This window comes from Natronorubrum thiooxidans, from assembly GCF_900156475.1.
GTDB lineage: Archaea > Halobacteriota > Halobacteria > Halobacteriales > Natrialbaceae > Natronorubrum > Natronorubrum thiooxidans.
On record NZ_FTNR01000013.1, the window covers coordinates 12,130 to 37,570 of the forward strand.

General features: G+C 56.6%; 16 protein-coding genes and 2 pseudogenes. 7 read left to right on the forward strand and 11 right to left on the reverse strand.

What is annotated here, in order from left to right:
• Positions 1-122: 122 nt before the first annotated feature.
• Both BW940_RS15785 and BW940_RS15790 read right to left on the reverse strand, forming a co-directional pair.
• Positions 123-930, reverse strand: a pseudogene (locus BW940_RS15785) (enoyl-CoA hydratase/isomerase family protein).
• Positions 923-1,813, reverse strand: a complete 891-nt coding sequence (locus tag BW940_RS15790; protein ID WP_076610181.1) for a 3-hydroxyacyl-CoA dehydrogenase family protein — start codon at positions 1,811-1,813, stop codon at positions 923-925. Before BW940_RS15790 ends, BW940_RS15785 begins: the two are co-directional and overlap by 8 nt.
• A 177-nt stretch (positions 1,814-1,990) precedes the next feature.
• On the opposite strand from BW940_RS15790, the gene BW940_RS15795 reads away from it, so the two are divergent.
• On the forward strand, positions 1,991-3,133 hold the full coding sequence (locus BW940_RS15795; RefSeq protein ID WP_076610182.1) for a thiolase family protein: 1,143 nt from the start codon (positions 1,991-1,993) through the stop codon (positions 3,131-3,133).
• A 6-nt stretch (positions 3,134-3,139) separates the two neighbouring features.
• Here BW940_RS15795 and BW940_RS15800 read toward each other — a convergent pair whose 3' ends face one another.
• Positions 3,140-4,279 (reverse strand): acyl-CoA dehydrogenase family protein, encoded by a 1,140-nt coding sequence (locus tag BW940_RS15800; RefSeq protein ID WP_076610183.1) that lies wholly within the window; start codon positions 4,277-4,279, stop codon positions 3,140-3,142.
• Between the two features lie 138 nt (positions 4,280-4,417).
• The gene (locus BW940_RS15805) at positions 4,418-5,977 is read right to left on the reverse strand and encodes a long-chain-fatty-acid--CoA ligase (protein WP_076610184.1); all 1,560 of its coding nucleotides are present in this window, start codon (positions 5,975-5,977) and stop codon (positions 4,418-4,420) included.
• Between the two features lie 334 nt (positions 5,978-6,311).
• Between BW940_RS15805 and BW940_RS15810 the strand changes: the two genes are divergently transcribed.
• Entirely contained in the window at positions 6,312-7,064 is a 753-nt protein-coding gene (locus tag BW940_RS15810) for an IclR family transcriptional regulator (RefSeq protein ID WP_076610185.1), read from the forward strand.
• A 1,144-nt stretch (positions 7,065-8,208) separates the two neighbouring features.
• Here BW940_RS15810 and aceB read toward each other — a convergent pair.
• From aceB to BW940_RS15825, 3 genes are all read right to left on the reverse strand, one after another.
• Complete coding sequence (gene aceB / locus BW940_RS15815) at positions 8,209-9,519, reverse strand: malate synthase AceB (RefSeq protein WP_076610186.1); 1,311 nt, start codon at positions 9,517-9,519, stop codon at positions 8,209-8,211.
• Between the two features lie 162 nt (positions 9,520-9,681).
• Positions 9,682-10,449: an IclR family transcriptional regulator gene (locus BW940_RS15820; protein ID WP_076610187.1), complete on the reverse strand. Its 768-nt coding sequence runs from the start codon at positions 10,447-10,449 to the stop codon at positions 9,682-9,684.
• Between the two features lie 500 nt (positions 10,450-10,949).
• Positions 10,950-11,330, reverse strand: coding sequence for a VOC family protein (locus BW940_RS15825; protein ID WP_076610188.1), 381 nt, complete (start codon positions 11,328-11,330; stop codon positions 10,950-10,952).
• 267 nt (positions 11,331-11,597) lie between these two features.
• Here BW940_RS15825 and BW940_RS15830 point away from each other — a divergent pair, with 267 nt between their 5' ends.
• Together BW940_RS15830 and BW940_RS22115 are read left to right on the forward strand one after the other, a co-directional pair.
• A complete protein-coding gene (locus BW940_RS15830; protein ID WP_076610189.1) occupies positions 11,598-14,588 on the forward strand; it encodes an FAD-binding and (Fe-S)-binding domain-containing protein in 2,991 nt (996 codons plus the stop codon).
• Between the two features lie 14 nt (positions 14,589-14,602).
• A pseudogene (locus BW940_RS22115) lies at positions 14,603-14,867 on the forward strand (L-lactate permease); the annotation flags it as partial.
• A 396-nt stretch (positions 14,868-15,263) separates the two neighbouring features.
• Here the strand turns inward: BW940_RS22115 and BW940_RS15845 are convergent.
• From BW940_RS15845 to BW940_RS15855, 3 genes are all read right to left on the reverse strand, one after another.
• Positions 15,264-17,207, reverse strand: coding sequence for an aldehyde ferredoxin oxidoreductase family protein (locus BW940_RS15845; RefSeq protein ID WP_076610191.1), 1,944 nt, complete (start codon positions 17,205-17,207; stop codon positions 15,264-15,266).
• Positions 17,208-17,231: 24 nt separating this feature from the next.
• Positions 17,232-17,522: a HalOD1 output domain-containing protein gene (locus BW940_RS15850; protein WP_076610192.1), complete on the reverse strand. Its 291-nt coding sequence runs from the start codon at positions 17,520-17,522 to the stop codon at positions 17,232-17,234.
• A 313-nt stretch (positions 17,523-17,835) separates the two neighbouring features.
• Positions 17,836-18,507 carry a helix-turn-helix domain-containing protein gene (locus BW940_RS15855; RefSeq protein WP_076610193.1) on the reverse strand — a complete coding sequence of 224 codons (672 nt, stop codon included), beginning with the start codon at positions 18,505-18,507 and terminating at the stop codon, positions 17,836-17,838.
• A gap of 211 nt (positions 18,508-18,718) precedes the next feature.
• Here BW940_RS15855 and rdfA point away from each other — a divergent pair, with 211 nt between their 5' ends.
• Both rdfA and BW940_RS15865 read left to right on the forward strand, forming a co-directional pair.
• The gene (gene rdfA, locus BW940_RS15860) at positions 18,719-19,354 is read left to right on the forward strand and encodes a rod-determining factor RdfA (protein ID WP_076610194.1); all 636 of its coding nucleotides are present in this window, start codon (positions 18,719-18,721) and stop codon (positions 19,352-19,354) included.
• Between the two features lie 389 nt (positions 19,355-19,743).
• Positions 19,744-21,681, forward strand: a complete 1,938-nt coding sequence (locus tag BW940_RS15865; protein WP_076610195.1) for an archaea-specific SMC-related protein — start codon at positions 19,744-19,746, stop codon at positions 21,679-21,681.
• Between the two features lie 22 nt (positions 21,682-21,703).
• Here BW940_RS15865 and folP read toward each other — a convergent pair whose 3' ends face one another.
• On the reverse strand, positions 21,704-24,112 hold the full coding sequence (gene folP / locus BW940_RS15870) for a dihydropteroate synthase (RefSeq protein ID WP_076610276.1): 2,409 nt from the start codon (positions 24,110-24,112) through the stop codon (positions 21,704-21,706).
• A gap of 91 nt (positions 24,113-24,203) precedes the next feature.
• Here folP and BW940_RS15875 point away from each other — a divergent pair, with 91 nt between their 5' ends.
• Entirely contained in the window at positions 24,204-25,415 is a 1,212-nt protein-coding gene (locus BW940_RS15875; RefSeq protein ID WP_076610196.1) for an alanyl-tRNA editing protein, read from the forward strand.
• Positions 25,416-25,441: the final 26 nt, after the last annotated feature.

Consider the following 25,441-nt stretch of genomic DNA (forward strand, 5'->3'; position numbering starts at 1 on the left):
CGGGTTGCTGTTGAGTATTGGTTGTACCGTTGCATAGTGTGGTCGTCCGACCAGGACCATTTATTATCAATCAGTTAACTAGAAAGATATATGAATACATATAAATATTTACTGTATGAAAACTATTCTCCGGTGAACTCTGGCTCTCGACCCTCAAGGAAGGCCGCAATGCCCTCGTTTTTGTCCGCAGTTGCAAACAGTTGGACAAACAGTTCAGACTCGTACTCGAGCCCGTCCTCAATCCCCATCCGAGAACTCGCCTTGATCGCTTTCTTGGCAAGTTCAATTGCAATCGGACTCTTTTCGGCCATCGAGTTTGCAAGACTATAGACGGCGTCGTCAATGCCATCCGTGTCGTATACCTCGTCAACCAGTCCGAGCTGCTTGGCTTCCTCAGCACTAATCAGTTCTCCGGAAAGAATCAGTCGCATAGCCTGCCCTTCACCGACGAGACGAGTGAGTCGCTGCGTGCCACCACCACCGGGGATCAACCCGAGGTTGATTTCCGGCTGTCCGAGTTTCACTCCGGCTTCAGCGATTCGGATATCACAGGCTTGTGCAAGTTCGCAGCCGCCACCGAGCGCATGACCGTTGATCCGGGCGATGACAGGGATTGTTACATTGGCGACGGTTTCGTAGATCCGCGGCCGCTCGCTGGCCGTCCGCTGTTCGACGAGGTCTCGATCCTTGAATTCAGTGACGTCAGCTCCTGCGACGAATGCACCGGTCCCCCTCACCACCAGTGAGGACGAGTACCCGAACGTCGTCATCCGTCTCCGCCGCTTTCACGGCATCTTTCAGTTCCGTTCGAACCTGACTATTGAGTGCGTTTCGAGCATCCGGACGTTCAATTGCCACTGTCGCGACCCGATCAGCGTGCTCGCCACTCTCGACAGAGAGCGTATCGTACTGGTCTTCGAGTTCACTCATCAGGACCACCCCAGTTGCCACTCGTGTCGACACGTTCGCCGTCCTCCCAAATGTAGTACCCCTCACCGGTCTTCTTCCCGAGATTACCAGCCCGGACCTTTCGTCGCAGCGACTGCGGTGGGGTAAATCGTTCGCCGAGTTCTTTCCGAAGGTGTTCTGCAATGTGGAGGCGGACATCGAGTCCGACGTGATCTCCGAGTTCGATTGGCCCCATCGGATACCCATACCCGAGTTTCATCGCTTTATCAATGTCTGCTGGGCTTGCAACTCCCGACTCCACCATTCGGATCGCTTCGAGTCCAGTCACGAGGCCGAGACGCGAGGTCGCAAAGCCGGCCGTGTCGCGGACGACGACGTCCTCCTTATCGATGCCCTGAACGTAGTCGACAGCAATTTGTTCAGTGCGCTCGTCAGTCTGTTCAGCGACGATGATCTCGACGAGGTCCATAATGTGGGGTGGATTGAAGAAATGGAGTCCAATAACGCGCTCAGGATGTGCAAGGACGCTCGCCATTTCGGTCACAGACAGCGACGACGTATTCGAGGCGATGAGCGTGTCGGTATCAGTAGCCTCCTCTACATCTACAAAGACGTCCTTCTTGAGATCCATATCCTCCGGGACGGCCTCCACGACGAGGTCAGCATCCTCGACAGCCGCCTCGAGGTCCGTCGTCCCTTCTATGCGCTCGAGCGTCGCATCCATCGCTTCTTCGGTGAGTTTGTCCCGATCGACACCGCCTTGAAGATTGTCGCGGATCCCCTCGAGGCCATCCTCGACGAACTCGGCTTCGATGTCTCGCAACACGACGTCGTGGCCAGCCATTGCGGACACCTGTGCAATCCCGTGACCCATACTGCCGGCTCCAAGCACTGCAATGTGCATGTATACCCGAACTCAAGTCGCGATCAAAAGCGTTCCCCTTCGGTCAGTGGTGTCTCCCCGTCCGTCGATCGAACACACCCATTGAGAGCTGGTGAATGCTGTGGAAGCGATGGTATTCGCCTTCACTACCACATAGAGGCGGAACGACTATATCCTCGAGTGAGAGAAAAACACTCAATGAGCGATCGACAGCCAGTCATCGTTTCGGCAGTCAGGACTCCACAGGGTAAACACGGCGGTAGCTTCGCTGAGACAGGGAGTGAAGAACTCTCAGTACCGCTGGTAAACGAGATGCTCGCGGAGACGGGGCTCACAGGTGACGACGTCGATGATATCCGTTGGGGTTGTGCAAAGCAAGTGAACGAACAGAGCAACAACATCGCCCGCGTCATCGCGTTGCTCTCTGATCTGGGTGAACAGGTCCCGGGAACAACGATCGACCGACTCTGTGCATCCTCTGCGGAGGCGATTATGAGTGCCAGCGACGCGATACGCGCAGGGCAGCGTGAGGTCATCGTCGCTGGGGGCGTCGAGAACATGTCTCGAAACGAACGTCGGAACGGGATCGACTCCTACGCTGGCATCCGCGAACAGTACGACACAGCCGGCCTCGCCATGGGCCAGACCGCTGAGAAGGTTGCCCGCAAGTACGACATCTCTCGCGAGCGTCAGGACGCATACGCTGCTCGAAGTCAACAGCGCGCGGTCGAAGCAGCGGAAGACGGAACGTTCGACGACGAGCTCGTCCCTATCGAGACCGAAGCCGGTCTCGTTGCGGAAGACGAGGGCCTTCGTCCCGGCACCACAAAAGAAAAAATTGCGGGCCTTCTGCCAGCGTTTGCGGAGAACGGCACCGTCACTGCCGCTAACGCCTCACAAATATCTGATGGGGCTTCTGGTGTTCTGATCACGAGCAAGGAATTCGCCGAGGGTGAGGGCCTCGAGATCATGGCTGAAATCAACGATCACAACGTCGCAGGTGTCGATCCAACGATCATGGGAGTTGGACCAGTGCCCGCCGTGAGAGGGATCTGGGAACAGAACGGTCGGAGCGCCGAGGAGTACGATCTGGTCGAACTCAACGAAGCGTTCGCCAGCCAGACGCTGTACTGTCAGGACGAACTCGGTTTCGATGACGACGTGTTCAACGTCAACGGCGGCGCGATCGCCATCGGACACCCCCTTGGTGCGTCAGGAGCTCGCCTGCCAGTCACATTGATTCACGAACTCAGACGGCAGGGTGGTGGACTCGGACTCTCGACGATGTGTGTCGGCTACGGCCAAGGTGCAGCCGTCGAGTTCCGAGTGCCTGAACAGTAACCTGCGCTAGAGAATCTGATCAGCGATAATGTTCTTCTGAATCTCGCTGGTGCCTTCGTATATTTTCGTGATACGAGCGTCTCGGTAGTAGCGCTCGGCAGGGTAGTCCGTGACGTAGCCCGCACCACCGTGGACCTGGACACCTTCGTCGGCGACTTCGACCGAAATCTCGGAGGCGAACAGTTTCGCCATACTCGAGTACTGTGCGGCGACATCCTGATTGTTCTTTTCGACCTGGGATGCTGCACGGTAGGTGAGCGAGCGGGCAGCCTCGACCTTGGTCGCCATCTCGGCAAGTTTGTGCTCGATCGCTTGGAACTCCTTGATTTTCTGGTCGAACTGCTCGCGCTCGTTGGCGTACTCGATAGCAGCGTCAAGTGCACCCTGAGCAGCGCCAACGGCCTGGGACGCAACGCTGGTACGGCCGGAGGCGAAGAACTCCATGAGCTGGTAGAACCCGTGGTCGATTTCACCGATGACGTTCTCCTTCGGAACGCGGACGTCGTCGATGATGACTTCGGCAAGGTCGGACGCACGGATACCGAGTTTGTTGTCAATCTTCTCGGTCGAGACGCCGTCACGATCCATCTCGACGAGGAAGGCGGTGATGCCCTTGTGACCCGCGTCGGGACTGGTATTGGCCATCAGGACGCCGACGTCGGCGACGGTCCCGTTGGTGATCCACATCTTGTTGCCGTTGAGGACGTAGCCGTCGCCGTCCTCCTCGGCCACCGTCTCGATGCCGGCGACATTCGACCCGTGTGCGGGTTCAGAGATCATGGAGCACGAGGCAGTCTCCCCGTTGGCGATTTTTGGGAGCCACTCTTCTTTCATCCACTCGTCACCGAACTCGATGATCATGTTCGTCCCGAAGCCGGCACTGCCGACGGCGGACCCGATACCGGGATCCGCTCGCCAGAGTTCTTCGGTGACGATGGTGCTCGAGATCTTGTCCATCCCGGCCCCACCGTACTCGAGCGGGATAGCCGGCGCGACGAAGTCGTATTCGGCAGCCTTCTTCCGGATCGCTTCGGGATATTTGTGCGCTCGATCGTGCTCTTCTGCAACCGGAGACATCTCGTTTTCGCCGAATTCACGCACGGCTTCGCGAATTGCTTGATGCTCCTCAGACAGCATGAATGCCATATGTACTGATTGTGACCCGGTATCAAAATAGCTTCGGTGCGCTCAACAGTTGCAAACTATCGGTTTGCGTTCCGGTGTCGGTAAAAAATCCGCCCTCACAGCATCTACATCTGGGACTGGTCTAATCCGAAAGAATGACTACTCCGCTTCATCGCGGAGTTCGAACTTCTGGACCTTCCCAGTGGTCGTCCGCGGTAGTTCTTGGACGAACTCAACCTGACGAGGGTGCTTGTATTCTGCGAGGTTAGTGAGACAGTACTGCTTGATGTCCTCGGGCGTCGCGTCGGCGTCAGGCGTAGGAACAATAAACGCCTTGACAGTCTCACCGCGGCGCTCGTCTGGAACACCAACGACAGCAGCGTCCATAACGTCTTCATGTTCGAAGAGCAGTTCTTCGACTTCGTGTGGATAGACGTTGTACCCGCCGGTGATGATCATATGCTTTTCGCGGTCGACGATATAAAAGAAAGTATCCTCATCCCAGTAACCGATGTCGCCGGTGTGGAACCAGCGTTTGCCATCTGATTCGGTGAACGCCTCCTCATTAGCGTCAGGTAGACCGTAGTAGCCTTTCATCACGTTGGGACCACAGATGACGAGTTCTCCTGTAATATCCTGCAGCTCCGCTTCCGCTTCGACGACTGGCCCTCGCTCGACTCGAGGGACTTCCTCGAAATTATCGTCGACAATCTTCGCGTCGACGCCCTCGAGCGGTTGGCCAATACTCCCCTTTCGACGAGCATCTTTCGTGTTCGCGTGTGTGACTGGACTCGTTTCGGTCAGCCCATAACCCTCGTTGAGCTGGACGTCCCAGAGACCCTCGAACCGTTCGAGGACCTCAAAGGGCAGACTCGAGCCCCCGGAGTTGGCAAAGCGCAACGCCTCGAACATATATTCGGCGGCGTCAGGGTGGTTGATTATGTCGTTGAACATGGCGGGGACGGCGAACATAATCGTGATCTCGTCGTCGCGGAGCTGGTCCATTACAGCCGATGAGTCCCACTCGCGAACGGGGTAATAGGTGCCGCCGCTGTACATGGCACCGTTCATCACCACGGACATGCCGTAGATATGAAACAGTGGCAGGGTGCCGATGAGTCGGTCCGAGGACTGGAACCCACCCGGTGGCACGCTCGCGTTGGCTCGCGTGGTAAAGGCGAGGTTATGATGAGTTAGCAGGACGCCTTTCGGCGTGCCGGTCGTTCCGGACGTGTAGGGCTGGACGGCGATGTCGTCGTCTGCCCGCTCGACGATGTCTTTGGTACCAGCGGCAAGGAAGTCATCGAACTCGGTCGCACCGTCAATATCGGAACCCACGCTGACGATCTGTTCGACATCCGTGTCGTCTTGGACCTCGAGGACGTTCGGGACGAGGTTGGCCAACGAGACGACCGCTTTCGCTCCGCTGTCACCCAGCATGTGTCTGATCTCCCGAGCCTTGTACTGGGGATTCATGGGGACGATGATCCCGCCAGCACGCAGGGTTCCATAGAAGGCGGTCACGAACTGTGGCAGGTTCGGTAGGTAGATCCCGACGCGGTCTCCCTCGCCGATTCCGCAGTCTGCAAGCGTTTGTGCAAACTGGCCAGTTCGCTCCCAGAATTCCGCGTAGGTCTGTTCGTTCCCATCATAGGCGATCGCAGCCGAATCCGGATTCGATTCCACAGTCTCGGCGACAGCTGACACAAGATTCGTCATACCTTGTCCATTGGTCGGCTGACCAGCACAAAAGGGTTGGTATACGATATGTTCTTTTGACAGATGTTCGAAGATGATTTTCACCACTGTCTCCACAATGCCGTCGGATAGCGGCCTCCGCATGGGGCTCGAGTCGTCGAAACAGAACTGAAATCAGTCTGTTGCCAGAGACTCCATCTTGAACTCATCGATGTTGTAACTAAGGCCCTAACATGAAATACCGCATAGTGAAACAATTCTGTTCCCAGCTCTTTTACTCACTCTGTGTCCCGCATAGTAACATGAGGTTTTCATTATCCAAAACGTTAATGAAGGATCTGTTCGATACTCCACTATGAACACAGACCAAAATATAGGGGTTGCAACGACCCGGAAGACGTTCGCAATTCTCGAAGTCCTCAAGGAAGAGGAAGGACTCACGATCACCGAGATTACACAGCGAACAGACCTGACTAAGAGCACCATCTATCGACACCTAAAGACGCTCTCCGAGATGGGGTACGTGATCGAACGGGACGATGGCTTCTACATCGGTCTACGGTTGCTTGAGATCGGTGAAAAAACTCGAAACCGCGAGGCGGGATACACGATTGCAAAACGCAAAGTGTTCGAGCTCGGGCAGGAAACCGACGAGCGGGCGCTATTTTTTGTTGAGGAAGACCTCGATGGAGTCTATCTCCATCGCTACGGCAGTCTGTCGGAGACGATGATTGGTAAACGCCGACCGCTTCACTCATTGGCGTCAGGCAAAGTCATTCTCGCAGCGTGGGACGACGACAAGGTCGATCAGTACATCGCGGAGAAGGGCCTCACTGAATACACATCCAACACGACTACAGATCCCGATTCGCTATATGAAGAACTCAACCACATTCGCGAGCAGGGATACGCTGTTAACAACGAGGAGTACATGGACGGCCTCTGTGGAGTCTCCGTCCCAGTTTACACGCCCGAGAATGAACTACTCGGTGCACTCGGCGTATTCGGACCCACGAGTCGGTTCAAAGACAAGTATATGCGAAACGAGCTGGTTGATCGGCTGTGGGACAAGGCCGGAGAAGTCAAAGTCACCATCGCATACGGATAGTGAAAAGAGACACTTGAGAATCTGCACTACTCAGAGGACTTGTGCGACGTCTTTTGCTATATGAAACAGAGCTGGTCGCTAACAGTGGTCGTTCTCCTCGAGGAAGCGTAACCGGTTTGCACCGTATTCGATAGTTTTACACCCATACTATTGTATAGGACAGTGCCGAATCACATGCTGAGAATTCACAATGTGAAATGTCGTCATTCACCAGTACGGGACCTCGGATCATAATCGGAAATGATCAAGGGTGGTGAACCCACCAACGGTACAGTACTGAACAAAGCGGCAGAGATCACGATCAGGTAAGTCACATCGTCTATCCAGGGTTCTCATTGAATCGAGGAGACCGATCATAAGCGTAGAGTTTCCCGTGTAGCACATCAGGAATCGAAGATTCCGGCGGCCGGCAAAGCCCTGGTGGGGCCCCTATTAATCAGATTACTGTTATAATAGCTGGCAACTGACCTTGGGAATATAACACAATAGACATGGGCTCAAACCAATACGTGAGACCGCAGTCCTCGGACGGCAAGGTACCGATCCAGCCACCACGTTCTTGCATCGATCAATGGAGAAGTACGACCGCTTCGACACGATATTTCTTGTTGACAGCTACGGATATCCGAGTTCAGCCTCTCGATGAGGATCGTGCAGTTCGCTCGATTATATCGACTAAACTTTGATCGAAAAATGCTTTCATAGCCTTTAGCTACGGATTGGATGCTTCAACAACTCCTGAGGTGGGTAGTCGGATGAGCGTCAGAGAATAGTTTGAACAGTTTACCCACTACTATAACAGACAATAATCGTACCAGTCACTCAGCAGATAGACAGTAGTAGAGGTGCTAAACTGGACCGTGTTTTTTCGTCTATGGTACCGCCTGACTGAAAACAACACTCTATCGGTACGACCTCTGATTTCGACGCGAACCCCGCGGAAATCGAAACGCCGTTGAATCCGCCCTCGAGAGACAAAATTCGAATCGATCTGTTTGGAAATCGTGTTCGGTTCGAACCCGACGAGCAAGCGAAAAAGCCGGTTTCGGAACCACTCTCGGTCGTGACTTCGAGGGCGTATCCGTCCCGCTTTCGTCGTCTCGTGACTGCCTTTCCACCGCTCCAGACGGATATGAATGTTCGCTTATCCGACAACTATTGCGCGTTCCACAATGTCCTCGCCGTACAGTTCCTCGAGATCCTCGTGTTGATCCGGACGGTTCTCGTACACGTCCTGAAACAGCGTAATGGGTGTCTGGGCTGCCTGATAGGTCGCCTCGTCCCACATTCGGTCGTTGCTGATCTCGACTTCGATCCCATCGATAACCAGCGTTGCCGATCGTTCCATAGCGATTGCGCCCCTTCCAGCTTCCTTGGCTGCTTCGAACTCTTCCATCGAGTCAACGATGTCGTTCAGACTCGGGATATACGACGTCAGGTCCAGCAACGCTTCGGACAGTTCGTCTCCGTCGAGGTCGCGCTCGTTGCTGCCGATGTGGAGTCGATACTGGTCGTCATCTGTCTCTTCGAGTTCGACCCTATCGCCTTCGTACACGTAGCGACCGTCTTCCTCGTTGAGTTCGACCTCACGGCCGTTGGCCTCGAGAAGCCAGCTGCCGGTCTTCGGGGGCAACGGCGACTTGTTCGCTTCCACGACCTGCCCGGGGGTCAGCGACCAGATGCCGAGCATGCCTTTCGCCTGATTGTCGGTCATACGCTCGTGGTAGCCCTCGACGTCACGGATATCGTCGTACGGCCCGTCGACGGCGATCAGGCCGGCCGCACTCGCACCGCGGGAGGTATTGTGTCGTAGCTCCGGCCACGGCGGGAGTTCGCCAGTGGGCGTGATCGCTCGCATATCCTTGGTGTAGTCGACCTCGCCATCCACGAGGAGGAACAGCCGCTCGAGGTTGTTTGCGGGCTTGCCCATCTCCTCGCGGAGGTCGCCAAGTGCCAGTTCGGCCTCGCCGCTTTCGACGATAACCGACATGGCCAGACTGCCTTCTTCCAGTCCGTGCTCGGTTTCCACGATGGTAATGAACTCGTCGGCTTTCTTCCAGTCATCGATGTCGCCGACTTCCGGGATCACGACGCCGTCGATGTGCTCGATGGCTCCGTTTTCGGGGTCGGCGAGTTCCATGATGTGCTGGAAGCCCTGATATCTGGTGGCGGGGCTGTCCCTGTGCCAGACCATACGGGGGTGGATCTCGCCCGGGTAGTCGGCACCGTGCTCCGAAATCACGTCGATGATGTTCTCGATTCCCTCATCGCGCATCGAGGGAGCCGTTGCATCTTCGTTGTCCGGGACCCAGACGTCCGGAGCTTCCATTCCGCGAAGTTGGGCGGCGCCGCGAAGCATCTTGGCAGAATCGTCTTCTCCTTCGACTGCCGTTGGAGTGGTAAAGAACGTCCGCACGAACTCCCGGTCGTGAAGATAGTCGGTGTGCGTACTCATGAATGCAACCAACAGTATTACGTTCTAATATTAAAGTTGTTCGGTGACCCCGTCGGTAAATCGTTACAGCAGACCGTTTCAGTGGGACTTGCTGGTAACGTCCCCGATTGATGAGTTCTCACTGTCGACCGCTTCGACCGTCACGCCCTATGATAGACGGGACTAGACGTTGTATTTATTCAACTCGATAACGTTCACTGCTCGACGCAGCTGGCTGACGAACTCGTTTGACTCCCAGTCGTCATCGATTCGCGCCGTCGGGCCCGAAACGCTGATCGCGCCGATGATGTCCGAGTCGAATCTGATCGGCGCGGCGATACAGCGGAGTCCCTCCAGTCGTTCCTCGTCGTCGACCGCGAAGCCGCGTTCCTGGGTCTGCTCGAGTTCCTCGAGGAGTGTCTCGCGAGACGTTATCGTCCGGGGTGTCACCTGGGGAAGGCCGTGCTGATCGATGATTTCGCCAACCCGTTCCGTCGGGAGATGAGAGAGAATCGCTTTCCCGAACGCCGTACTGTGCATATGGTGGCGACAGCCGACGTACGTATCCAGATCGACCGCGTGCTCGCCTTTCGAACGACATAGATAGACACCCTTTCCATCTTCTTCGACGACGAGGTGGACCAACTCCCCCGACTTCTCGGCAATCTCCTTGATCTTCGGTTCAGCAACTTTGTAGACGTCTTTTTCACCCCGGATCTGGCCACCGAGATCGAGGAATTTGAGACTGAGACGGTAGGTTTTGGTGTCGGCGTCTTTGATGACGTATCCGTGTTTTTCGAGTGTACTGAGATGATTGTGAACTGCACTTTTCCCCATCTCGAGTTCGTTCGACAGCGTTGTCAACCGCGCCTCCCCGAGTCGGTTAAGTTCCGCAATGAGTTGTAACGATTTCTCGGTCGTTCGGACAGGGTGTTTCGCCTGTTCTTCCATACGAGACGTAAATTCGTCGAACGGCATAAGTATTGTTCTGATATAGAAAATCTCAGATACGTACCGACTCGAGCCACTATGGTGGTTTCACCGGCAAAACATCGGACGAGCACGGCGAACGGGTTCGTATTCGGTGTCAAATCGGTCTCGAACCGACTGTCCGTGGCAGCGGAATCAAAGACTGATCGAAACAACGTCACCCGCTTTTCAGGTAGCAGTCGTATTCATATCTGTATGTCAATGTGAGCCGTGTTGACCAGTTATGCAGTCCGCCGCTTTCGATATCCGCCCGTTCTGGAATAGAGAACAACCAGTGGCTATCGCCCTTATACCGACCCTGTACGCGCAGATATTATTTAATGTTTTACAGACATACTTCTGTAATACATTTTTATCACCTGCCGTTACCCGACCACAGTTCTGAAATAGAGAACAGATGGTCACTGGCCGTCGGTGGACATTGGAGAACGCGACACTCCAGCATCGGTGTGAAATCCGTTTCAGTTGGGACTCTCGTCCAGGGACTCGACGAGTTCGACTTTCCGTCCGTCGGGATCGTAGACGAACGCTGTTCGAGCGCCAGCTTCAGGCTGATCGCCCGGCTCCTTCTCGATACCGTAGTGATCGATATCTTCGAAAACGGCGTCGACGTCGTCGACTCCGATCGCAAGGTGATCCCACGCCGTTCCCTGATCGAATTCCGCATCGTCAGTCGTGTCGGAAAGCTGGAGTTCGATCCCGTTGTTGTCCGCAATGTACCGATGGTTCGTTTCGCCATCCGGCGTTTCGAACCCCCAGCTCTCTTCGAAGCCGAACTGTTCGTAAAATTCGATCGTTTCGTCGGCGTCAGCGACATTGATATTGATATGGATGAGTTCCATACCCAGTCTGGGTACGACCATCTTCTTAAATTCATCGGCGGTCGAGGCGGATACCCCGACCCTTGAGGTCGGGATTATTGACTGATCAGTAGGGATTGTGGACTGCTGTGTCAAATAACGTGGTTGCGCCGTTGATTGAAGTTGCATACAGCGCCAACGGACATGGTGTTCGAACTCCTGAATCATACGTTATCAGTTTGTACATCAACTGTCAGATATGGAAATAACGACAGTATTTATAATAATTGATGTGGAAAGAAGAACTCAATGGCGGTTGAAAACACACGAGACGATCCACACAGCTACGAAGCGTTTCGGGAGACACTCGAGTATGACGATAGCGACGTGAGTGAGTACGCCGACCTCGCGAACGATCTACGAGCAGTCATCAAGGGCGACGTTCGCTTCGACGAATACGCCCAGGTGTTGTACGCGACCGACGGCAGTATCTATCAAGCACGACCTGCGGGGGCCGTACTCCCTCGCGATACTGAAGATGTGCGAAATGCCGTTCGTGTCGCAGCCAAACACGACGTACCGGTCATCGCACGCGGGGCCGGTTCGTCGCTTGGCGGACAGACAGTCGGCCCAGGCTGTGTCGTGCTCGATCTTTCGACCTATATGGACGATATTCTCGAGGTCGACGTCGACCGACGGCGGGCACGGGTCCAGCCGGGAGTCGTCCAGGACCACTTCGACGAACACGCTGCACAGTACGGGCTCAAGTTCGCCCCGGACCCCGCCTCGTCGAACCGCGCGACGATCGGCGGTGGAATCGGCAACAATTCGACCGGTGCACACTCGGTCCGGTACGGAATCACCGACGCCTACACCGAGGAGCTGAACGTCGTTCTCGCCGACGGCTCACTTATTCACACACGCGAGATCGTCCTCGACTCCGAGGAGTGGGACGACGTCGTGTCGAAAGACGACCGCGAAGCGGCTATCTATCGGACCGTTCGCACGCTCGTCGAGGAGAACGCCGACGAGATCGAGGCGCGGTACTCGGATCTCAAGCGAAACGTTTCTGGATACAACCTCGACAGAGTGATCTACGAAAACGAGAACAGGCAGACGGTCATCAACCTCTCGAAGCTGTTCGTCGGTGCCGAGTCCACCCTCGGCGTGATCGTCGAGGCCGAGATCAGTCTCGTGTCGCTTCCCGAGGAGACGGCGCTCGTCCTCTACTGTTTCGAGGATCTGATCGAGGCGCTCGAGGCGGTTCCCGAAGCCCTCGAGTTCGATCCCAGCGCGGTCGAGCTGATGGACAGCGAGGTGTTCAGGCTCGCACGGGGATCGGAACAGTTCGCCCGGTATGAGGAGCCGATCCCCAACGGGACAGAGGCGGCGCTGATGCTTGAGTTCGACTCGGAATGCTTCGACGACCTCGAGGAGCCAATCGGCCGGACGAACGCCCACTTCGTCGACGAGGGCGACGCCTTTGAGGCCCTCGAGGCCTACACCGAGGAGGCGCAGGCAAAGCTCTGGAAGCTTCGCAAAGCGGCGATTCCGCTGTTGATGAGCCTGGACGGCGATCCGAAGCCGTATCCGTTTATCGAGGACGCGACGGTCCCGCCGGAAGAACTCGCCGAGTACGTCCAGCAGTTCATGGACGTCCTCGAGGCCCACGACACGTCCGCTGCCTACTTCGCTCACGCGGGCAGTGGGACGCTCCACATCCGCCCCATTCTCAACCTGAAAGCGGACGAAGGGATCCAGGCGATGCAGTCGATCACCGAGGACGTGACCGACCTCGTCCTTGAGCACAACGGCTCGTTCTCCGGGGAACACGGCGACGGACTCGCGCGAACGGCGTTCAATCCGAAGATGTACGGCGACGAGCTCTGGGACGCGTTCAAGAAGGTCAAGACGGTCTTCGACCCCGACTGGCGAATGAATCCCGGAAAGGTCGTCTACACCGATGAGGATCCGACGGACATGCGCGAGCACCTGCGGTACGGGGATGGGTACACCTCGATCGAGCCCCAGACGAAACTGGATTTCTCCGCGGAAGGCGGATTCTCGCAGTTGGTAGAGCTGTGCAACGGCTGTGGGACCTGTCGGCAGACCGACGACGTGATGTGTCCAACCTATCGCGGGATGAACGACGAGATCGCGACGACCCGCGGCCGGGCGAACATGCTTCGGGCGGCGATCTCCGGCGAGATCCCCGAAGAGGAGATGTACTCTAAACGCTTCCAGGAGGAAGTCCTTGATCTCTGTGTCGGCTGCAAGGGCTGTAAGAGCGACTGCCCGACCGGCGTCGACCTGGCGAAGCTCAAAGCCGAAACCAAGTACCAGTACTACGAGCGCGACGGGATCGGGCTCCGAGAGCGACTGTTCGGCAACATCGATACGCTCTCGAGGCTCGGAAGCGCGCTGGCACCGCTCTCGAACGTCGGGCAGAAGCTGCCGGGAAGCCGCCTCATAATGGAGAACATCGCCGGGATCGCTCCCGAGCGAACCCTCCCCTCGTTCAAGCGAGAGTCCCTCCAGCAGTGGTATGCAACGCGTGGGTCGCGAGTGAGTCCAGCGGCAGCCGACCGGAAGGTGGTGTTGTTCCCCGACACGTACACGAACTACTGCCATCCTCGAGCCGGGAAAGCCGCGATCCGTGTGCTCGAGTCCGCTGGTGTCCACGTCGAAATCCCCGATGACCTCGCCCCGAGCGGTCGGGCGGCGTACTCGGTGGGGATGCTCGATGCGGCCGAGGAGCGTGCCCGGACGAACATCGACGTGTTCACCGAGTATATCGAAGCCGGGTACGAAATCGTCGCCATCGAGCCGTCCGACGCGGTGGTGTTCCAAGACGAGTACCTCGATCTGGTGACCACGGCAGATGCGGAAACGGTCGCGACACACACGTACGGCATCAGTGAATACCTGGACACGTATCGACTCATCGAGCGGCTCCCGTTCGATGAGACGGACGAGACCCTCTCGTATCACGGCCACTGTCATCAAAAGGCGACTGGGAAGGACCACCACGCTGTCGGCGTGTTACGGCGCGCCGGCTATGCAGTCGATCCGATCGACTCCAGTTGCTGTGGCATGGCCGGCTCGTTCGGCTACGAAACCGAACACTACGCCCTCTCGAAGACACTCGGCGAGCAACTCGACGAGAAACTTGAGGACAGCGGTGGCTCACCGGTTGCACCGGGCGCATCCTGCCGGAGTCAGATCCGCGACGGAGACACACGGGAGGAGAAGCCACCCCACCCGATCGAGAAGGTGAACGAACTGCTCACATCTCCCTAGTCGACGTGCCGGAGACGCTGATTCGAGCCGGCGCGTTCGATCGGATCAACGAAGGGCCGAAACGATCAGCGACAACTACCGGGTACAGATCGTCCTGGTCGGCTTCTTCCTTGTGACGTTCATCGAGGTGCAGCAGGGTTTGGAATTACCCACAGCGGTTGTCGCGCCGCTCTACTGGCGCTCGAATTCCCGGCACTTGCCGCCGTGGTCGCAGTGCTGATCGGTCACATTATTGCCGTCACGTACGGTGCGGTCGGAACGCCGATTATCATTGGAATAAACATATCGAGATGTTTTAATCACGCTCCACTTTCGTCATAATAGTGTACGAACTAAACAAGACGTCTACTAACGATCGATCCCATGAGCTAGGGACACGACCAACTCTTGTGTGAATGTTAAAACTATTTTTTCGATTCAATATCATCCAATATAGTCGATATAACCGCTTAATTTCGAGAGAAAAAATAGCTGTCCAGACCTATCGACGTGAGATTCAGGTTCTCGATGGGTCGATACAGAGAATTCTGTGTCAAGTTCTCTTGTACTATTTATACAAAATTGATGGTGACTGTATTCTTACCAATAGTGACCGACAACAGCTGTGGCAGCATCAAGACTGGCAGTTCTGGTTGGCTCACGAAATATCTCTTTAGAAAAGCGTCAATGGCGGAGCTAGTCGTCGGACGGGACTGCCGTTCCACTTCTGGAGTTGCTGACACCGGTTCCGGGGCCGATCTCAATGCCGAGTTTCGAGAGTTTCTCATCGGGAACGATACCGTCAACCCAGCCACGGTGCTCGTAGTACTCGTCTTTCATTTCCTCGAGTTCGCAGAATTCGCCCTCCGAAGCGCCCTGTCCCGGCGTCTCACCCGCCTCGAGGAATACCTCGGGCAGAGTGTCGTCGTCGCCATCGAAACCAACGACGTTGTTGTAGTAGCGCTCGAGGTTGTAGATACGCTCGCCGCATTCGAGTAGCTCCGCTTCACTGTACTCCAACCCGGTCATCCCGTTGAACTGGAGAACGTACTCCTCGATACCTTCGGCGAAGGCGTTGAATTTGCAGATGTCGAAGCTGTCGGAGATAGCATGAAGGTCCTGAAACTCCGCAGTGAGTTCACCTTTCCCCTCGTACTCGTAGGGGTCGACCTTCTCGGGAATGCCCAGAATTTCTGCCGCTGGCGTGTATCCACGCAGGTGACAGCCGCCGCGGTTCGAGGTCGCGTACCCGATTCCCATCCCCTTCATACAGCGTGGATCGTACGCAGCGATCGACTGGCCTTTCACGTCGAGTCGGCAGTCGTGGGCATCGATCGCGTCGGCCATCCGCGCTTGGCCTCGCGCGAGGAGATCGGCGAGTTCGTCGTCTCGATGAGCGATACGATCGATCAGGTCAATCATCGTCTCCGCATCACCCCACTCGAGCCCATCGTCTAGCTCATCAAGATATCCGTTCTCCGTCGCATCCATTGCCATTGCCATGAGGTTGCCGACCTCGATCGTATCGATGCCAAGGTCGTTACAGCGATCGATCATCACGGCAATTCGATCCCGGTCGTCGGTAGCCGAGTTCGTCCCCAGTGCCCAGGCAGATTCGTATTCGAAGCTCTCCATCCGGACGTTCATCTCTTCGCCTTTGTGCATCACGTCGACTTCGACTTCCTTCTTGCAGGCGACTGGACAGGAGTGACACGTTGGCTCATCGACGAGAATGTTTTCTCGGACGTTCTCCCCGCTGATGTTTTCGGCATCGAGGTCTTTCGGTCGATCATCCTCGTTTTCGTTGTACGAGATTGCGGAGGTGTATCGGCCGTTTTTCGTCGGATGGCCATCCATCTCCTCGGTGATGTTCATCAAGACGTTCGTCCCGTACATCGAGAGGCCACCTTCATTGGGTGCGGTGACATCCGACTCAGTGATCGCTTTCATCGCTTGCTGATGGCCCTCTTTGAACGTCTCCGGATCGGCTGGCTGGGGCATTTCCGTCCCGGATTTGATAACGATTGCTTTCAGCTGTTTGTTCCCCATTACACATCCGGTCCCGCCGCGGCCGGACGCACGGTCGTCCTCGTTGATGATACAGGCGTATCGAACCTCGTTCTCACCGCCGGGACCGATCGCCATGATCGAGAGATTCTTGCCGTACTCACCGTCGAGTTCCTCTTCGATGATGTCGCAGGTCTCGTGGACACCTTTCCCCCAGAGGTGGGAAGCATCCCGAAGTTCAACCGAGCCGTCTTCGACATATGCGTACACGGGATCGTCAGCCTGCCCTTCGAACAGCAAGCCGTCGAAGCCGGCCCACTTCAGCCGGGCACCGGACCAGCCGCCGTGGTGGCTGTCGGTGACGGTGCCGGTCAACGGCGACTTCGTGCAGACGGCGATCCGACCGCTCATCGTCACCTGGGTCCCCGACAACGGGCCGTTCATGAACGCGAGTAAGTTATCGGGGCCGAGTGGATCGACGTCGGGACCCTGCTCGAAAACGTACTTGACACCTAAGCCACGGGCTCCGATGTATTTTTTCGCGTCGTCGTCACTGATGCCCTCGTATTCGACGCCAGCATCTCCGAGGTCGACTCGTGCGACATGATCTTGAAAGCCACCAATATCAGTCATTGTTGTGATAGCAAATATTATTTGTCAGTTCTTTTTGATGAGGATCTGTCCGGTACTCTGGACGAGTACAGTATATCCATAGTACGAAAAGGTGATACACCCTGCCTTGCTTACAGGTCTGCCGTCGGATTCAAACGCCGTATCGAGCGCTTTGGGGTTGATACTGTCACGCAGCGGGGGCAGGTTTTGAGACTCCTCGTTCTCGTACTCTGCGATCGCTTGAACGATTTGATTACTCGCCAACTCTTTCTCGGCCCAATCGTGGTGTAAGTGGTGAGTCGTTTGATCAGCCGTCGAGTCTGTGGCACTACTCATACGCCAACCGTTGACACGCATTCAGATGTCGTTTGATGAGTAATATTCCTTGTTTTTAAATACCGTTATATGAGGGGAGTTTGCGAGTCGACCCACTATCACCAGACTATCAGAACTGGAGACATTGCTCTAGTTTGTTATTCTCGATTTCTGTCCGTTCCTCGTCGATAGTTAACAAATCACACTGACTACGCAGAGGGATTGAGCAGACTACTCAGTAGTGAACCGAGCAACTATTTTAATTGCATATCGTAAGGCAGTTTAAACCTCCAACCGATCGACTAACACAATTTTCGGTCGGATATAAACACAATCAGTTGTTTATTTTTTCGAGGGTTTCGTCGTCCACTACCGTTCCAGAGATCAGGTTCTGCATTCCACGTCGAAGTCGTCCACTCATCGCGGTCGATGAGATTCCTACCTCAGCGGCAACGTCATCCAGAGACATTTCTCGAGGCTCACAGAAATACCCACACCTGTACGCGGTTGTGAGTGCCTCGAGCTGTTCGTCAGTCAATCCAAACGAGGGATTCATTTCTGACCCCGTGTTTCCATACACCTCAATTATATTGAAATCCATGTCGTGCTTTTTTGTATACTCCCAGACCCCGTTGAGCGCTTCTCGGTCGGGAAGTTGCAACTGGACGAACCAGCCACGGCACTTGCTTTCTGCACACGACATAAACCCGTTGACACTCGTGACTATCGGACTCAGTAATATCGTTTCTTCCGAATGCTCGATATAATAAATCCGCATTTCAGCGCTCGCATCAACGAGTTCGTACCGGTGTACAGTCGGGTCCTGTTCGAGAAACCCTTCTAATTCATCGAAGTCGTCGTATTCGATTCGAAACGGGAAGCGGTCGGAATCCGGGTCAGTATTTGCCTGCGTCGTTACTTCGATACGAATCTCCTCTGCACTTCGTAGCGTCGGCACTAGGGCAAGCTCGTCGTGTTCGATGTAGGCTTTTACTGTTATCGACATACCTCCCCCAGTGACCAGCCATCACTTCCCCCAGATCGTTCGTCCTCGGTAGCGGAGTGACCTGCTACCGAACTCGTATCGTTTGAATGCGTGAGCATATCTCACACTCACTTGGGAAGCATTATAATAGTATGGTCGAAACAATGGGTTACCAGCGAGCGTATCGTCGCTGTGAAAATAGCAATTGCGGACCGATCTCGCTACAGACACAATGTCGAACGAAACCGGAAACTGTAAGATTGACCGCATCTCCCAGAAATGGGATCTCGAGAGTCTCGACGAGCGGCTTCTCGAACGCCGAGAGGCAGGTGACAGCCTCCGGGATCTTGAAACATACTACAACCAACAGGTTCTCGAGGCAGCAATGACGGCGGCAGGGATGGAACCTCTGGAGGGGGAAGTCGAGAACCTGTATCAGCTTCTGACTGGTGATAATGTCGGTGCCGGAACGAAAGTCGAAGCGCAGTCTCGGCTCAAGCGAAACGATGTCGACCCAGAGACGATCACAAGTGATTTTGTAAGCTACCAGACTGTTCGAACACATCTAAACGACTGCTTGAACGTCGAGACGAAACGAGACACGGGAATCGACGAAACCGGCGCAAAAAATATTGTTTTCAAATTACTGTCTCGAACCGAGTCGATCACCAAGCGAACGATCGAACGACTCCGCTCCAGCGACCGGTTGGCGATCGGTGAACCGGAGGTGACACTGAGTCTCCGCGTCGCGTGCAAAGACTGTGGTGAAGAATACACTTTTACTCGACTCGTCGAGCGTGGCCGGTGTTCGTGTTCTCACGAGGACGTCTCGACCGATCAAACCAGCGACGAGTATAGCAACGACTGATAGGGATTCTCGTCGACGGTCATAGATTTGCGGCACGGAAACCGAGCCACAGCCACTGCACAGCTGGGCAGAGACACCCGGCTGGCGACGAGAGTCCCCCTGAAACGATGGACACACTGCTCGTAGAGCTGTCGTGAGATACGGTGTGTAGTGACTGCCAGTGGCTACGACAGTGCCACAACCACATAGCGGCTATCGATCCGAACTCGAGAGCGAGAGCATGCTCCCGATTCGCTCAGTCACAAGATCGGAAATTTTCGAACGATCCCGAGACACTCACTCTGAGCGTATCGATCGTGCAGGCAAACCAAATTGGGTACAACACAAGGTTGAAGACGCTAGACCGGTGAATAACGTACCAACAACCAGCGCTAGTCGCTCAGCTACTCATGTCGATAAACAGTCCAGATCCCAAGCCGAGAAACGAGTTCGAGGAGTTGCACATCAGCGTCCAGAACATCGGTGGAATTTCAGCGGGCGAGATGGCGATTTCACCAGGAGTGACGCTGTTGTCGGGAGAAAATGCGTCCAACAAGTCGTCGTTCCTTCGCGGACTGGCCGCCGTTCTCGGCGGTCCTGTTCCGCCAATTAAAAGCGACGCCAACAACGGAACGGTATCGCTTCAAACGGCCGACGAAGAGTACGTTCTCAACGTCTCGAATAGAGACGGTGATCCTGTTGTCACCGACGCGAATCAAGCGTCCGATCAGAGAGACCTCTGTGAACTGTTCGTCGCACTCGGTGAACGGAATCCGATCCGACGGCGTATCCTCACAGACGGGGATCTATACGAACTGTTGATGCGACCCGTCGACACCGCAGAGATCGAAGCCGAAATCGAACGGCTCAGCACACGGAAAGACGAACTCGATGATCGGCTCGCAGAGCTCGATCGAATGGAAGACCGTCTCCCGACGCTTCGAACGCGGGCAAACACTGTCCAAGACAAAATCGATGGGATCGAGACACAGCTCCGTGAGAAACGCGATGAGATCGACAGGCGTGAAACGGAGACAGAAGAACACGACGTGTTCGACGATCTCAAAGAGAAACGGTCGGAGCATGAGACCGTACGTAATCGAATCCAGACGCAGCGAGATGCCGTCCGCTCGCTCGAGAACGAACGAGAGGACGTCCTCGAGCAGCGTAAACAGCTCGGGCCGGCCGATTCGTCGGCAGATGTCGACTCGATCGAAACCGAGATCGAGCAACTACACCACCAGAAACAGCAGGTGACGACAACAATCAACGCACTGAGTCCGATCGTCGAAATGAACAACCAGCTGTTAGACGATCAGCAGGAGATTCCAGCGGAAATGAAAGCGGACGAGGTCGTTGCTGAACTCGATCCAACGTCGCGGTCGATTACGTGCTGGACATGTGGCAACACCGTCGAACGGGAAGAGATTGCCGAACAGGTCCGTGTCGTCCAGGAGATTCTACAGGAAAAACGACACCAACGAGAGACGATCACCGATCGCATCGAGTCGCTCGAGGAGGACAAACGTCAACTCGAGCGCCAACGTGACGAGCGCGAACGGCTCGAACAAAAGGAGCACTCGATCGAAGCCGAAATCGAACGTCGCGAGGTGCAACTGTCCGACCTTCGGGAACAGCAGTCGTCGCTCGACGACGAGATCCAATCGCTTCAGGCGGACGCCGAGGCGATCGACGGTCGAGACGACGAGTTGATCGACTGTTACAACGAAGTGAGCAGCCTCGAGTACGAACGCGGGCAGCTCGAAAGCGAACTGAACGAGCTCGAGCAGGAACTCGAGCGACTCGAAGCCGAACTCGCGAAACGCGACGAGCTCGAAGCGGAGCGTGACTCGGTCGCGACCAACCTCCAAGAGCAGCGAGATCGAATCGAGACGCTCGAACGCGACCTCGTCACGACGTTCAACGAATCGATGCAGCAAGTCCTCGACAGGTTAGCGTACGAGAACATCGAGCGCGTCTGGATCGAACGGCTCACAGGAAGCGACGGCTCCCCGACTGAGACTGACTTCGAACTCCACGTCGTTCGCTCGAGTGAGAGTGGAACCGCGTACGAAGATACCATCGAGAGCCTGAGCAAGAGCGAACGCGAGGTGATCGGACTTGTGGTCGCCTTTGCGGGCTATCTTGTCCACGACGTCGAAAGCGAGTTGCCAGTCATCGTCATCGACGCCATCGAGATGCTCGATGCGGATCGAATTCGCGGACTGCTTGACTACTTCAATCGACATGCAGCGCACGTCGTCGCCGCAGTCCTGCCAGAAGAGGCGGCAGAGCTCGACGAGACGTATCCGACGGTTTCGACGTCCTCGTTCACCGTTGTATCATAGCGTCGTTATGTGAGCGTGGATATCAATGGCGATCCGTTGCTCGAGCGGCCCGTATCGCGGCGGCATTTTCGGGAACATCGTGAACCCGAATGATATCTGCGCCCCGGTCGGCTGCCAGCGTCGTTACCGCAAGCGTTGGGGGCAATCGTTCACCAGACTGACAGCCAATGTGTCCGAACATCGATTTCCGGGAGTGACCGACCATGACCGGACACGCCAGCGCCTGTAACTCCTTGAGTCTCGCGACGAGTTCGAACGACTCGGCCGGCTCCGTCCCGAATCCGAGTCCGGGATCGATGATAATCTGCTCGCGGTCGAGTCCAGCACGTTCCGCGAGCAAGACCGTTTCCGAGAGGTCCTGAATCGTATCTTCGACGACGTCGTCGTAGACGACAGTTCGGTCGGGATCGACCGGTGTCTCGAGGCTGTGCATGATGACGAGCGATGCGTCGTGGTCGGCGACAACGAACCGCATCTCGGGATCCTCGAGCCCGGAGACGTCGTTGACGATGTCGGCGCCTGCCTCGAGTGCTGCGTCGGCGACAGCTGCCTTTCGGGTGTCGATCGAAATCGGAACATCCAGATCTGCAATCCGTTCGACGACTGGGACGACACGATCGATCTCCTCCGCGACCGAGACCGGGTCGGCGCCAGGACGGGTACTCTCTCCACCAACGTCGATGATATCCGCACCGGAAGCGACCATGTCACGAGCATGCTGGACTGCTGTCGGGACCCGATCGTACTCGCCGCCATCGGAGAAGCTGTCCGGCGTCACGTTCAGGACACCCATCAGTGCGGGCGTTTGATCCCACGGATGTCGGTCCGGCTCGTCGTCAGCGTCGATGGCACGGCGGAGCTGACTCGAAACGTGGGCGAGACCGAGTTCGTCGTCAGCCAGTGTGGCGATCAGCGTTTGCAACTGCGATAACGGTCCGGAAAGCACTGCTGTGACGCGTCGACCGGCAGTCTCGGTCTCCGAGAGGACACATGTTCCACCGATCGACTCGAACGTCTGCTTGATCTGGTCGGCCTGTGCATCACGCAAATACGTCTTGATCGTCCGATGAACCGTCTCTTTGGCGGTGTTCTCGAGCGGTGTCCGTTCTACGTCTGCGTTCGTAAGCACAGCCTGTGACCGGTCTGTCGTAATCGTCTGCTTTGGGATCTGGAGTCGCGTCCACCGGTCGCGTGCTTCGGCGACTACGTACAACGAACCGGTGACGAGGACGCAATCGTTTTCGTCGGCCGCCGAGAGCGCTCGCTCGGTCGCTTCGAGGACCGAGCCGGCGTGATCGATCGTTTCTGCATGGTCCCCGAACGCCGTGGCGAGCGTCTTGGTGTCTTCAGCGCGTGAAACGGTCGGCTCACAGAGATGAAGGACATCGATTGACGGCAGCGTCGTCGCCATTTGCCGGTGGGCTTTCTCTTGCATCGCACCGAAAACGAGGTGGAGATCATCGAACGCGTATCGATCGACGAGTGCAGCGAGAGTCGCACAGGCACCCGGGTTGTGCGCCCCGTCGAGGATCGTCAGTGGCTGCGTCGACATGATTTCGAATCGCCCCGGCCAGTGAGCATTGCGGAGCCCCCGTTCGATCGTCTCCGGGGCGACATCGGCGACCTGTCTGGCCAGCGTTGCCGCGACGCCGGCGTTCATCGCCTGATGGTGTCCCAGAAGCGGGAGCGTCGTCTCGAGAGACCAGCCTGAGGCCGTAATCGAGACGGCGCTTTCGACCTGTGAGGCCAGTCCGTTCTCGCTAACGACCACGTCTTTGTCGTCGCCACCAACGCTGATTACGTCCGTCTCCGATCGAATTGCCTCGAGCGCTGCACCGTCCGAACCGGTCACCAGCGGTGTGTCGGTCGGGGCGACCTGGGCCTTGTCGCGGGCGATTTCCTCAATGGTGTCGCCAAGGATATCAGTGTGCTCGAGTGTGACGCTCGTTACCGCACTGGCGACCGGGTCGACGACGCTCGTCGCGTCGTATCGGCCACCGATGCCAACCTCAAGGATGGCAACGTCAACGTTTTCAGCGGCGAAGTGGTGGAACGCAAGCGTCGTGAGAACTTCGAAGTACGTCGGCGTGTCGTCTTCCTTTCGGAGCCTGTCGATACAGCCGTCGATTTCCTCTACAAACGCCCGAAGCCGACGTTTCGGGATCTTCCGACCGTTGACTTGGATTCGTTCCCGCAGGCTGTTCAGATCGGGCGACGTATAGAGGCCGACGTCGAGTCCCGCATCGCGAAGGATTCGCTCGAGCATACACGCAGTGCTTCCCTTACCGTTCGATCCCGCGATCTGGATACAGTCGAGATCCTCGTGGGGTCGGTCGATCTGTGAGAGTAACGTGGCCGTCGTTTCCGTGCCGAGTTTCGGGCGACACCGCCGTAACGACTCGAGGTAGTCGACCGAATCGTGATACTCCATACCAAACGTGCCTTCGGGCGTCATTATTAATGTGTCGCCGCCGGCGGGAGTCCCAGACGGTTTATATTGGTGTGTGTCGACACGTGTGACAATGGTGTCCGAACTGAGAGACAACCGTGCGACAGTGGAACCGTACGTGACGGATTTCGAAACAGCGGTGCGATCGATCGACGGCCGCGATGTCCGGCTCGAGGAGACGTATTTCTACGCCGAGGGAGGCGGGCAACCGGCCGATCGTGGGACACTGGGCGGCATCGGTGTCGTCGACGTCCAGCCCCAGAATGGCGAGACCGTTCACACGCTGGCGACGACGCCGGAGTTCGAGGTGGGGGAGTCCGTCGTCGGATCAATCGACGACGAGTTCCGGACGTACTGTATGCGAGCACACACTGCCAGTCACGCTCTGTACGGGGCAGTTCGAGAGCTATTCGACGATCACGGCTACGGCGGCTTCGATATCGGCCCGGAGACGGTTCGTCTCGATCTCGAGATCGAGCACGGTCCGGACGAGGTGAACGCATTCACCCTCGAGCGACTGGTCAACGAAATCGTCTGGGAGTCCAGAGACGTCTCTTGGCGGGAGATGGACGCGACAGCGGCGCGAGAGCATGACGAGATTGTTTTCAATCGCACTGGTGGGAACGACGCGTCCGGGGCAGTTCGGATCGTCGAGATCGAGGACTGGGACAGCGCCGCCTGTGGCGGAACCCACGTACGGAACACGTGTGAGATCGGCCCCGTCAGAGTACTCGAGGTATCGAATCCGGGTGCGGGTCTCGTTCGCGTCGAGTACGCAGTCGGCCCCACTGCGATTCGGGCACGGGTCGACGAGACGAGAGCCGCAACCCGCGCGGCGCAAACACTGGATACGAACGTCGAAGGGCTTCCCGAACGGGCGACTGATATGGTCGAAACCAACGCTTCGCTCGAAGCGGCGGTCGACTCCCTGCGCGACCAACTGCTCTCCGAACGCCTCGAGTCGCTGGCCGACGACGCCGTCTCGAAGAGCGGTAACGAGTGGGTTGTCGGCGAACTCGATATCGACGGGGTCGGGCCCAACGACGTGTCCGAACGCGTCCGATCGCTCGCTGGTGATGTCGGCGACGTGGTCGCGCTGACCGGCAGAAACGGACGGTTGTTCGTGGTCGTCGGCACGACGGGCGAACCGGACGCGAGCGAGGTCATCGACGACATCACGGCAACGTTCGGTGGCGGTGGCGGCGGCGGGCCGACGTTCGCACAGGCTGGGGGCCTCGAGGACGAGCCGTCTGCCATCGTCGACTACCTTCGAACGGAACTGTAGCCATTCCTCGATCAGCACGTCACGTC

What these genes read in the sequence shown, in the direction of transcription:
- BW940_RS15790 (WP_076610181.1), bottom strand. Translation starts at nt 1,813, where the DNA reads ATGCACATTGCAGTGCTTGGAGCCGGCAGTATGGGTCACGGGATTGCA.
- BW940_RS15795 (WP_076610182.1), top strand. Translation starts at nt 1,991, where the DNA reads ATGAGCGATCGACAGCCAGTCATCGTTTCGGCAGTCAGGACTCCACAG.
- BW940_RS15800 (WP_076610183.1), bottom strand. Translation starts at nt 4,279, where the DNA reads ATGGCATTCATGCTGTCTGAGGAGCATCAAGCAATTCGCGAAGCCGTG.
- BW940_RS15805 (WP_076610184.1), bottom strand. Translation starts at nt 5,977, where the DNA reads ATGACGAATCTTGTGTCAGCTGTCGCCGAGACTGTGGAATCGAATCCG.
- BW940_RS15810 (WP_076610185.1), top strand. Translation starts at nt 6,312, where the DNA reads ATGAACACAGACCAAAATATAGGGGTTGCAACGACCCGGAAGACGTTC.
- aceB (WP_076610186.1), bottom strand. Translation starts at nt 9,519, where the DNA reads ATGAGTACGCACACCGACTATCTTCACGACCGGGAGTTCGTGCGGACG.
- BW940_RS15820 (WP_076610187.1), bottom strand. Translation starts at nt 10,449, where the DNA reads ATGGAAGAACAGGCGAAACACCCTGTCCGAACGACCGAGAAATCGTTA.
- BW940_RS15825 (WP_076610188.1), bottom strand. Translation starts at nt 11,330, where the DNA reads ATGGAACTCATCCATATCAATATCAATGTCGCTGACGCCGACGAAACG.
- BW940_RS15830 (WP_076610189.1), top strand. Translation starts at nt 11,598, where the DNA reads ATGGCGGTTGAAAACACACGAGACGATCCACACAGCTACGAAGCGTTT.
- BW940_RS15845 (WP_076610191.1), bottom strand. Translation starts at nt 17,207, where the DNA reads ATGACTGATATTGGTGGCTTTCAAGATCATGTCGCACGAGTCGACCTC.
- BW940_RS15850 (WP_076610192.1), bottom strand. Translation starts at nt 17,522, where the DNA reads ATGAGTAGTGCCACAGACTCGACGGCTGATCAAACGACTCACCACTTA.
- BW940_RS15855 (WP_076610193.1), bottom strand. Translation starts at nt 18,507, where the DNA reads ATGTCGATAACAGTAAAAGCCTACATCGAACACGACGAGCTTGCCCTA.
- rdfA (WP_076610194.1), top strand. Translation starts at nt 18,719, where the DNA reads ATGTCGAACGAAACCGGAAACTGTAAGATTGACCGCATCTCCCAGAAA.
- BW940_RS15865 (WP_076610195.1), top strand. Translation starts at nt 19,744, where the DNA reads ATGTCGATAAACAGTCCAGATCCCAAGCCGAGAAACGAGTTCGAGGAG.
- folP (WP_076610276.1), bottom strand. Translation starts at nt 24,112, where the DNA reads ATGGAGTATCACGATTCGGTCGACTACCTCGAGTCGTTACGGCGGTGT.
- BW940_RS15875 (WP_076610196.1), top strand. Translation starts at nt 24,204, where the DNA reads ATGGTGTCCGAACTGAGAGACAACCGTGCGACAGTGGAACCGTACGTG.